Genomic DNA, 9380 nt, shown 5'->3' with positions numbered 1-9380 from the left:
TCACCGTGGGGTTTTGGTCAGGGGAGTACTGGGCGCCGGCGGTTCATCCGCGGCGGGCTGACCAATCCGGCTGAGCACCGGCACCATCAGGAAGGCGATGACCACGGCCGCAGTGCCGGCAAGAATCGCCATGGGGCCGCCACTGAGGGCGCCATAGACGTTCTGCTGGGCCGCCATGGCCACGACGATGGGGATGTAGATAGCACTCCAGAATTCGACACCCTGTTCCGATTTACCAGCGAACAGTCCACGTTTACTCAAGTAGCTACCGAGAAAGATAAGTAGCAGCATGGCAATGCCGACACCACCGACGTTAGCCGGTACGCCGATGAGCTTGCCAAGCAACTCGCCGATAAAGATACCCGCCAGGGTACAGAACGCCAGGAAGGCGACACCGTAGATAATCATTGTTGTTGTCCTCGTTTTACTTGTCGAAGTTATTGTTGTTGTCCTTCGGTAAACGACCCGCGTTGCTATCGGCTGCGGCTCACCTCCTCACGCAACAGGGCGTCCAGAGTATCCAGACGGGCACCCTCGAACGCGATCACCTGCCCCGGCTCGAACACACGCCGCGCCAAGCCACTCAACACGTTGCCAGGCGGCAACTCCAGATGCAGGCGCACGCCCCGCTCGTAGGCGGTCTGCAAGGTCGCCTGCCAGTTGACGATACGGCTCATATTGCCAGCCAGGTCGTCGCGCAGCCGCTCACTGTCGCCAATCACGCGCGCGGAGCTGCTACTGAGATAGGTAATACGCGGAGGCCGCAGTGCAACATCGGCGAAGGCGGTACGCAGTTGTGCGGCAGGCGCGGCAAGCAACTCGCAGTGCGACGGCACACTCATCGCCAGGCGCTTGGCGGCACTCGCGCCCAGGCTTCGCGCCTGCCGGGCGACCGCCGCCATGGCAGCATCGCTGCCGGCGATGACCAACTGATTGTCCGCATTGATATTGGCCAGATAAACCGGCCCGTCGGCCTCCTCGAGCAGGCGCTCCAGGCTGCCTTGATCCAGACCGAGAATGGCGGTCATGCCGAAACCCTGCGGGTAGGCACGTTGCATCAACTCACCGCGCAGCGCCACCAGGCGCACGGCGTCGCTGAAATCCAGCGCATCGGCGGCGACGGCGGCGGCATAGGCGCCGATGGACAGCCCGGCGACATAATCAGCCAGGTGCCCCCGCGCAACCAGCAGCCGCGCGCAAGCAACACCCGTGATCAGCAAGCACAGTTGCACTGCGCGCGTCCCTTGCAGTTGCTCCGCCGAATCCAGCTCGATGGCGACAGAACCCAGCGCGTCATTGGCTTGCTCCAGACATTCGCGCACCACTGGCGCATCCGGCAACGCATGCAACATGCCAGGTCGCTGTGCACCCTGCCCAGGGAAGGCCCAAAGCGTGCTCATGCCGGCGCTCCATGCAAAGACCATGGATCGTCCAACAGCACCGGGGCATCGCGGGTTTTCACCAACACTCGCCCGCTAGCAACCGCCCACTCACGTAGCGCCACCGCGCCACTGGGCGTTTCCAGCTGCATATCGACCCGCGTGAAAACGCTATCAAGGTGGCTGCACAACGTTTGAGCCCGCGCCCGTGATAGGGCATAGGGCACGCGTAACAACAGATCGAGATCGCTGTCCGGATGAGCGGCGGGTACGCCGCTGGCCAACTCGAACCCTAAGCTGCCGGTCACGCCCCACGCCATGCCCTGTTCGGTCAATAACGGCGCCAACTTCGCCAGTGCCTGCACAGCAGGCCACTGCGGACGGCGATGGACTCGCCAGCGCCCCGTACGCGCAACCGCTTCGGGGCTCACCTGACGCGCGATATCTGCCAAGCGCATCCAAGTAGCGAAGCGCTCCTCACGCTGAGCACCCCGCACGCCAACCGCGATCCAGCCGGGATCGGCCGGCGCACGTCGCACGACCACCGGCACACGGCCCCGCAGTGCTGTGCGAGCCCACTCGGGAGCGTCCTGCGGCAGGTGCTCAGGACGCAGGCCCCAGAGCAGGTCATGTGGCAGTGGCTGCTTCATCGCCCCCTCTCCTACCACTGCGCCCGCAACAGTTCACGGACTCGGCTGGAGGCTGCACGGTTATCGGCACCTAGGCGCGAGCGCAGATCCCGTGGGTTCTGTGCAATGTCTTGCAGCGCTTGGCCAAGGCTTGCACGCACCACCGTGATATCGCTTTCGGTAGGCTGTACCACCTGCTGCACCTCCAGGGTTTCCCAGAGCAGGCCCAGGGATGCGTAGTTATCCAGGTCGTAAGCCATTGGCGGCACGCTGGCTGCCAGGCTCTCCAGTTCCTCGACGCTGCGCTGGGTGATACGAGCAGCCGCCGCCTTACCCATGGCGTGCACCATCACCCCTGGATCACGCAAGGCGATCAACCGATTGGCCTGATATCCGTGGGCGAGAAAGGCACCGGACATGGCCTTGCCAACCAGCAGGCCGACGACAGCGTGGCCGGCCAACCGCGCGCGGGCGTAGGCGTCAACCGCACCGGCCAGAGCCTGATGAATGCCGAACGCTTCCTCGCGCCGGCCATAGGCCTGACTGGGTACGTCGACGATGGCGATCAACGCGCGCCTATGAGGGCTGTCTCGATCTTGCTCAATCACGGCATCTACCGCCTGGGCAAGGCCCCAGCCTTCGAGCAGGCCCACTTCACCACCGCTGGCACGAGGGAAGCGGTTTTGTTCATCGCTGACCACCGCCAGATAGCGCACAGCCTGGCCGGCGAGTTCGCCATCGGCTACGCGCAATGAAGCGGGCAATCCACTCACTAACGGCGCATCGCCAGCGAGGGCCTGAAACCAGTTCAGCCCACGCGATTCAGTAGACTGGCTCATTGTTGTGCTCCCTGATAAAGACTGCGCACGGCAGCTGCGTCAGCCTGAACGCTGGTGTCGACACTCTGTAGGCGCTCGAGGAACCAGGCATGCCGGCGACTGCGTTCCTGCACGGGCTTACCCTGCACGAACAGCGCGCGGATCTGGTCGCGAATCGCCTCGACATCGTCACCGACATAACCGTCGACCAAGCCACTGGCGTGGCGCTGCTCACCGCCGGTCAGGCTCCAGATGAAGGGACGATCACGGGAGTCGTACTCATCGATACCGGCTTCCTGCTCGATGACTTGCGGACCGTTGAGGCCAAGCCGCGCTTCGCGGGTCACCAGCAGATAGCTGCACAGTCCGGCGGCAATCGACATGCCGCCGAAGCAGCCGACCGGCCCGGCGACCACGCCAATCACCGGCTGATACTGGCGAAGGTCGACAATCGCGGCCTGGATTTCGGCGATGGCGGCTAACCCGAGGTTGGCCTCCTGCAAACGTACGCCACCGGTTTCCAGCAACAGCACCGCGCGGGTTGGCGTGCCATTACGGTTGTCTTCGGCCGCAAGCTCGAGGGCACCGGCAATTTTCGCACCGCCCACCTCGCCAAGGCTGCCGCCCTGGAAGGCACCTTCAATCGCAACGATAAGCGCAGGTTGAGCATCGATAAGCCCCTTGGCGACGACCACGCCGTCATCGGCCTGGGGCACGATGCCTTGCTTGGGCAGCCACGGCGAAATCACTCGGGCGAACGGGTCTACCAACTCGCGGAAACTGCCCTCGTCGAACAGCGCACGGGCGCGCTGGCGGGCGCCAAGCTCGGTAAAACTGTGCTGCTCCAGCAGCCGTTGAATAGTGGCATCAGTCATGGGAAAGCTCCTCCAGCCCTTGCTCCAGACGCAGACGTACAACGCCTGGCGTAGCGCCGAAATCGTGAATCTCGATATTCAGGGCTGGCAGTTGCTGCTCGCTAAACATGCGTTCGAACAGGTGTTGCCAGCGCGCTGCGCTGCCATTCACCGAAGTCACGACCTGAATAGCCAGGGTGCCGGCTGTACCAGGCTCCAGCAGCACTTCCAGATCACCAGAACCGACACAGCCGACCAACGCGCGGTTGCGGGCTGGCGAGCCGGCGGGGAAGGCAAAGGACAGGGTTTCCATGGTCAGAGACTCCCAATCTGCGCGTGCAGCACGGGCTGCAGGCGGTCGAGGAATAAAGACGCGGCGAGCAAATCGGCTGCACCGCCGGGCGAGGCACGCAGCCTCAACATATCGTTATCAAGTTCACGCAGACGCCGGCGACCTTCCAGGCTGGCGCAGCCGCCGGCCTTGAGCACCGCTCGTGCGCCGCATTGCATGCTGCTTAGGCCGGCCAGGCCTGCACGGTAGAGCACGCAGGTATCAGTCAGGGTGGTCATGATCGCCAGCAAGGCATCCAGCCGAGCATTCTGCTCACCGGCTCCGTTCTCACGGCTGCGCCGCAACTGCGGCAACGCCTGCTGGATCACCGCCGGGAAGCCCTGCTGTGCTTCCTCACGGGCGCCGGGCACACCATACAAGCGACAGACCCTGGCACCATGGCTGTCGCCATTGGCTGGAGCGTGGCGGTCGTTGAGCATGGCCAAACGCGCGGCCCGTGTGGTCACATCACCAGCGCCTGAGGCACTGCTATCCAGTGCAGCAGAGGCAGTCAGCAGGCCTAGCGCCCAGATTGCGCCGCGATGGGTGTTCACCCCCGCCGTAACGCGCAGCATCTCCACTTCACCGTCACGACCAATCTGGCCGATGGCTTCGCGCAACGTCAGGCTTACCGTACCGTACTCAAGCGCTGCATCGGCCATCGCCTTGAAGCACGGCCACAACGACAACGCCGAGGCATGCATCAAACCCAAATGCAGATCGATGTGCGCACCACTGCCGCGCTTGTCGACAAGGCCCGGCTTGGGCGACAAATCAGCCTCGTCGATCAACGCATCGACGGCCAGATCCGCCAAACACTCACTGAGTGACAGTTGCGGTTGTTTTGAATGAATCGCGCTCATCACCAACTCCTGAATTTGGCGGGCGGGCTATAGAGCCCGCCGGACCAATCGACCAGTTCGGCGATGCTCTTGGCCGCCAGCAGTTCGCGGCTGGCGTCAGCACGGCGGATACCGAGATCTTCCGGCAGCGCGATAAGCCCTTCGCGGCGCATCCGTGCGGTGTCTTTCGGGTTGTGACGCAAGCCAATGGCAGTGACACCCGCCACGGCAGCGATCATCGCCTGACGCTCTTCCAGGGAGCGCGCCTTATAGAGGTAGGCAATACCTTCCTCGGTGAGCAAGTGGGTGACGTCATCGCCGTAAATCATGATCGGCGCGAGCGGCATGCCGGCCTTCTTTGCCACCTCGACCGCATCGAGCTGATCGACGAAGGTCGGTTTGCCGCCCTCCTGAAAGGTCTCGACCATCTGCACCACCAGCTTCTTGCCGCGCTCGAGCAGCGGCGCCTCGCTCTGTTCAGGGCGCATGTCCAGCCAGGCGGGCGTGCTGTGGCGACGACCGCGCGGGTCGTGGCCCATGTTCGGTGCGCCGCCAAAACCGGCCAGGCGACCGCGGGTAACGGTCGAGGAATGGCCATCACCATCCACCTGCAGGGTCGCGCCGATAAACAGGTCGACCGCGTACTGCCCGGCCAGTTGGCACATCATCCGGTTGGAGCGCATCGAGCCATCGCGACCGGTAAAGAACACGTCCGGGCGCTGGGCGATGTAGCCCTCCATGCCCAGCTCGGTGCCAAAACAATGCACGCTTTCGACCCAGCCGGTCTCGATCGCCGGGATCAGCGTTGGGTGCGGGTTGAGGGTCCAGTTGCGGCAGATCTTGCCTTTCAGGCCCAGAGACTCGCCGTAGGTCGGCAGAATCAGCTCAATGGCGGCGGTGTTGAAACCGATGCCGTGGTTGAGCGACTGCACGTTGTGTTTTTCGTAGATGCCACGGATCGCCATCATCGCCATCAGCACGTGCACGGGCTTGATGTGCCGGGGGTCACGGGTGAACAGCGGTTCGATGTAGAAGGGTTTATCCGCCACCACCACGAAGTCGACCCACGACGCAGGAATATCCACCCGTGGCAGTTCGTCGACGATCTCGTTGACCTGGAATATGACGATGCCATCGCTGAAGGCGGTGGGCTCGACCAGCGCCGGCGTATCCTCGGTGCTCGGCCCGGTGTAGATATTGCCGTGCCGATCAGCCTGGAAGCCGGCCAGCAGAGCAACGTTGGGAATCAGATCGACCAGTAGCCGCGAGTAAAGCTCGATGTAGGTATGGATGGCGCCCACTTCGAGCAGGCCATCTTCGAGCAATTGGCTGATCCGCAGGCTTTGCGGGCCAGCGAAGGAGAAGTCGAGTTTGCGGGCGATGCCGCGCTCGAACAGATCGAGGTGCTCGGCGCGACTGACGCTCGGCATGATCATGTGCAGATCATGCAAACGGCCAGGGTCAACCTTGGCCAACGAGCGGGAAAGAAAGTCCGCCTGCTTCTGGTTGTTGCCTTCGAGCACTACACGATCACCGGGGGCGATCAAGGCCTCGAGCGCAGCGACGATCTTGTCGCTTGGCAAAACCACGCCATCGGCGAGTGCGCGCACCTGATCGAGACGTCGGGCCTTTTCAGCGCGACGACGCGACCACTGCGGCGGTGGGGATATTGTTGTTGTCATTAAAGACTCCACGAGTTCCGCTGTCGTGGGATCACAGTAGGAGTGCTGGGAGCAGCCATCAATCAAGCACGGCGTCGTATCGTTACGATCAGGTTAACGATGCACATCGGTTAACGCCGAAGAGCAGACCGGGCATACTGCGCCACCGTTCTCCCGTTGCCCGGCCTACCATGCGCATTCACGTCACCTTCATCGACCGCGTCGGCATCACTCAGGAAGTGCTCGCCCTGCTGGGTGGCCGTAACCTCAATCTCGACGCCGTGGAGATGGTGCCGCCCAACGTCTACATCGACGCACCGACCCTCAGTGCAGCGGTGCTCGACGAGTTGCGCGAGGCACTGTTCAAGGTGCGTGGCGTGCAGGCGGTAACGGTGGTGGACATTCTGCCCGGACAACGCCGCCGTTTGCAGCTCGATGCGCTGCTGGCGGCAATGACGGATCCGGTGCTGGCGGTGGATGCTGACGGCCGCGTGCTGCTGGCCAACCCGGCGTTGATCGCCCTGTGCGGCCGCGAGCCTGAAGGCGCGGCACTCGGCGAGCTGTTCACCGAAACAGACCTGCAGCAGGCACTGCTCGATCAGCATTTCCGCCTGCCTCTGCGCGAGGTGACACTGAACGGCCAGGCGCTGCTGCTCGATGCCACGCCCATCAGCGAAACCGCCGAGACCGGACAACTGGCCGGCGCTCTGCTGACCCTTTACGAACCCAGCCGTATCGGCGCGCGCCTGGCAGCGCTGCATCATGACCATGCCGAGGGCTTCGATTCGTTGCTCGGCGACTCGGTACCGATCCGCACGCTCAAAGCCCGTGCGCAACGTGTCGCGACGCTGGATGCGCCCTTGCTGATCCATGGTGAAACCGGCACCGGCAAAGAATTGGTGGCGCGCGCCTGCCACGCCCTCAGCACGCGCCACAGCGCCTCTTTTCTAGCCCTGAACTGCGCCGCGTTGCCGGAAAGCCTCGCCGAGAGCGAGCTATTCGGCTACGCCCCTGGCGCTTTCACGGGCGCGCAACGCGGTGGCAAGCCGGGCCTGCTGGAGCTGGCCAACCATGGCACGGTATTTCTCGATGAGATTGGCGAAATGTCACCCTACCTGCAGGCCAAGCTGCTGCGTTTCCTCAGTGACGGTACTTTTCGCCGGGTAGGCGGAGATCGTGAGGAGCGCGTCGATGTGCGCATCATCAGCGCCACGCACCGCAACCTGGAGCGGATGGTCAGCGAAGGGGAGTTTCGCGAGGATCTGTTCTACCGCCTGAACGTGCTCAACCTGCAGGTGCCACCACTGCGCGAGCGCGGTCAGGATATTCTGCTGCTGGCCCGGCACTTCATGCAGCATGCTTGTGCACAGATTCAGCGTACCCAGTGCCGCCTGACGCCCGATACCTACCCTGCCCTACTCGGCAATCGCTGGCCGGGCAACGTGCGGCAGTTACAGAACGTTATCTTCCGCGCTGCAGCTATCTGCGACAGTAACCTGGTGCAGGTCGGCGATCTGGATATCGCCGGCACCGCCGTCGCTCAGCAAGCTGGGGGAGAAGTTGGCAGCCTGGAGGCCGCAGTTGCAGGGTTCGAGAAAGAGTTGCTGGAAAAACTCTATGCCAGTCATCCCTCGACCCGACAACTGGCTGCACGCCTGAATACCTCGCACAGCGCCATCGCCACGCGGCTGCGCAAATACGGCATCAAGAGCAATCGATAGAGCACGCCAGGTGCGGATCGGGCAGGCGTCCACGATCAATGCTCGGGGAACACCTGCGCCAGACTCATGGCTTACTGACCGCTGCTACCACCAGCAGCACCGCCTGCTCCGCTGCTAGCACCGCCGCCGGTACCATCACCGGTGCCGCTACCCGCGCCGCCTGTTCCACCACCATTGGTGCCGGTACCACCGGGCATCGGGTCAGTACCCGCTCCGGTTCCATTCCCAGTACCGGTTCCAGTACCTGGTGCAGTGGTGCCTGGAGTCGTGGTGCCCCCTGGCAGAGTGGTGCCGTCATCGGTGCCCAAGCCTGGGTCATCTGCTGGCACGGCAGGAGCCGACGGGGTGGCAGGCCCCGTTGGTGGAGCGGTCGAATCCGCTACGGCAGGAAGCATTGCAGTGGCCAGCAGGCCACTGAATAAGAAAGCAGTCATTTTGGTCTTGTTCATTATTGTCACCTTTCATCCAGGTTGGTGGGGATCTCGCCACTTTCATCAATGAAAGCGAACGCTCCCTACACCCGACCGGCTGCGGTTCAATAATGTTCGCCTAGCAGGATAAACGGTCGCTTACCCGCGCAACGTCTCGGTGAACTCCGCGAGCCATGGCTCGGCATCCTGTTCCGGGGTGACGCTTTCGCTGGCATCCACACGCAGCATGGGTAACACCTCGCGGATACCCAGCTCGCCATACAGTTCGCGTACCTGCTCGCCACCGCCGCAGTAGGTGTCGCCGTAACTCGAATCGCCCAGCGCGATCACGCCACCAGGCAGCCCACTCCACGCCGGCAACCTGTCGCGGATCGCGAAGTACAGCGGCTGCAGGTTATCCGGCAACTCGCCCATGCCGGTGGTCGAGGTCACCACCAGAAAACTCTCAGGGCCGAACGCCAAGACATCCTCCAGGCTCGCCCGCGGGTTATGCCAGGCGTCGAAACCAGCCTGCTTCAACAGGCCCTCGGCGTGCCGGGCTACCTCTTCGGCGGTGCCGTAAACCGAACCGGACAGAATCGCGACTTTCATGAAAACTCCATAGGTTGAGGGCTGCGCCCGGCATTATGCCGCATTGCGCAGCCGGGCGTTTCCAACGGCCCCAGGTGCAGAAGCAGCAACCGAACGGGCCTCTGATAGACTGGCGAAAATGGA

11 protein-coding genes are annotated in these 9380 nt (G+C 63.2%); 1 reads left to right on the top strand and 10 read right to left on the bottom strand.

The window, feature by feature from the left end:
* The 8 genes from madL to mdcA form a co-directional block, all read right to left on the bottom strand.
* Window positions 1-408 (bottom strand): malonate transporter subunit MadL, encoded by a 408-nt coding sequence (gene madL / locus ACZ3GY_RS04575; protein ID WP_463564111.1) that lies wholly within the window; start codon window positions 406-408, stop codon window positions 1-3.
* A 65-nt stretch (window positions 409-473) separates the two neighbouring features.
* Window positions 474-1400 (bottom strand): malonate decarboxylase subunit epsilon, encoded by a 927-nt coding sequence (mdcH, locus tag ACZ3GY_RS04570; RefSeq protein ID WP_465909086.1) that lies wholly within the window; start codon window positions 1398-1400, stop codon window positions 474-476.
* A complete protein-coding gene (locus tag ACZ3GY_RS04565; protein ID WP_465909085.1) occupies window positions 1397-2029 on the bottom strand; it encodes a malonate decarboxylase holo-ACP synthase in 633 nt (210 codons plus the stop codon). Before ACZ3GY_RS04565 ends, mdcH begins: the two co-directional genes overlap by 4 nt.
* 11 nt (window positions 2030-2040) lie before the next feature.
* Window positions 2041-2847: a biotin-independent malonate decarboxylase subunit gamma gene (gene mdcE / locus ACZ3GY_RS04560; RefSeq protein ID WP_465909084.1), complete on the bottom strand. Its 807-nt coding sequence runs from the start codon at window positions 2845-2847 to the stop codon at window positions 2041-2043.
* Window positions 2844-3701, bottom strand: coding sequence for a biotin-independent malonate decarboxylase subunit beta (locus tag ACZ3GY_RS04555; protein WP_463564107.1), 858 nt, complete (start codon window positions 3699-3701; stop codon window positions 2844-2846). The genes mdcE and ACZ3GY_RS04555 overlap by 4 nt, the downstream gene beginning before the upstream one ends.
* Window positions 3694-3993 (bottom strand): malonate decarboxylase subunit delta, encoded by a 300-nt coding sequence (locus ACZ3GY_RS04550; protein WP_463564106.1) that lies wholly within the window; start codon window positions 3991-3993, stop codon window positions 3694-3696. Before ACZ3GY_RS04550 ends, ACZ3GY_RS04555 begins: the two co-directional genes overlap by 8 nt.
* A gap of 2 nt (window positions 3994-3995) precedes the next feature.
* On the bottom strand, window positions 3996-4874 hold the full coding sequence (locus ACZ3GY_RS04545; protein ID WP_463564105.1) for a triphosphoribosyl-dephospho-CoA synthase: 879 nt from the start codon (window positions 4872-4874) through the stop codon (window positions 3996-3998).
* Window positions 4874-6535 (bottom strand): malonate decarboxylase subunit alpha, encoded by a 1662-nt coding sequence (gene mdcA / locus ACZ3GY_RS04540; RefSeq protein ID WP_465909083.1) that lies wholly within the window; start codon window positions 6533-6535, stop codon window positions 4874-4876. Before mdcA ends, ACZ3GY_RS04545 begins: the two co-directional genes overlap by 1 nt.
* A gap of 170 nt (window positions 6536-6705) precedes the next feature.
* Here mdcA and gcsR point away from each other — a divergent pair, with 170 nt between their 5' ends.
* Window positions 6706-8235 (top strand): transcriptional regulator GcsR, encoded by a 1530-nt coding sequence (gcsR, locus tag ACZ3GY_RS04535; RefSeq protein ID WP_463564103.1) that lies wholly within the window; start codon window positions 6706-6708, stop codon window positions 8233-8235.
* Window positions 8236-8299: 64 nt separating this feature from the next.
* Here gcsR and ACZ3GY_RS04530 read toward each other — a convergent pair whose 3' ends face one another.
* Window positions 8300-8554: a hypothetical protein gene (locus ACZ3GY_RS04530; RefSeq protein ID WP_465909082.1), complete on the bottom strand. Its 255-nt coding sequence runs from the start codon at window positions 8552-8554 to the stop codon at window positions 8300-8302.
* 250 nt (window positions 8555-8804) lie between these two features.
* Window positions 8805-9257, bottom strand: coding sequence for a flavodoxin (locus ACZ3GY_RS04525; protein ID WP_465909081.1), 453 nt, complete (start codon window positions 9255-9257; stop codon window positions 8805-8807).
* Window positions 9258-9380: the final 123 nt, after the last annotated feature.

The organism is Pseudomonas sp. PME37.24/006 (genome assembly GCF_055556635.1).
Note: the sequence above shows the minus strand (reverse complement) of the source record. Positions and strands in the feature narration are given on the sequence as shown.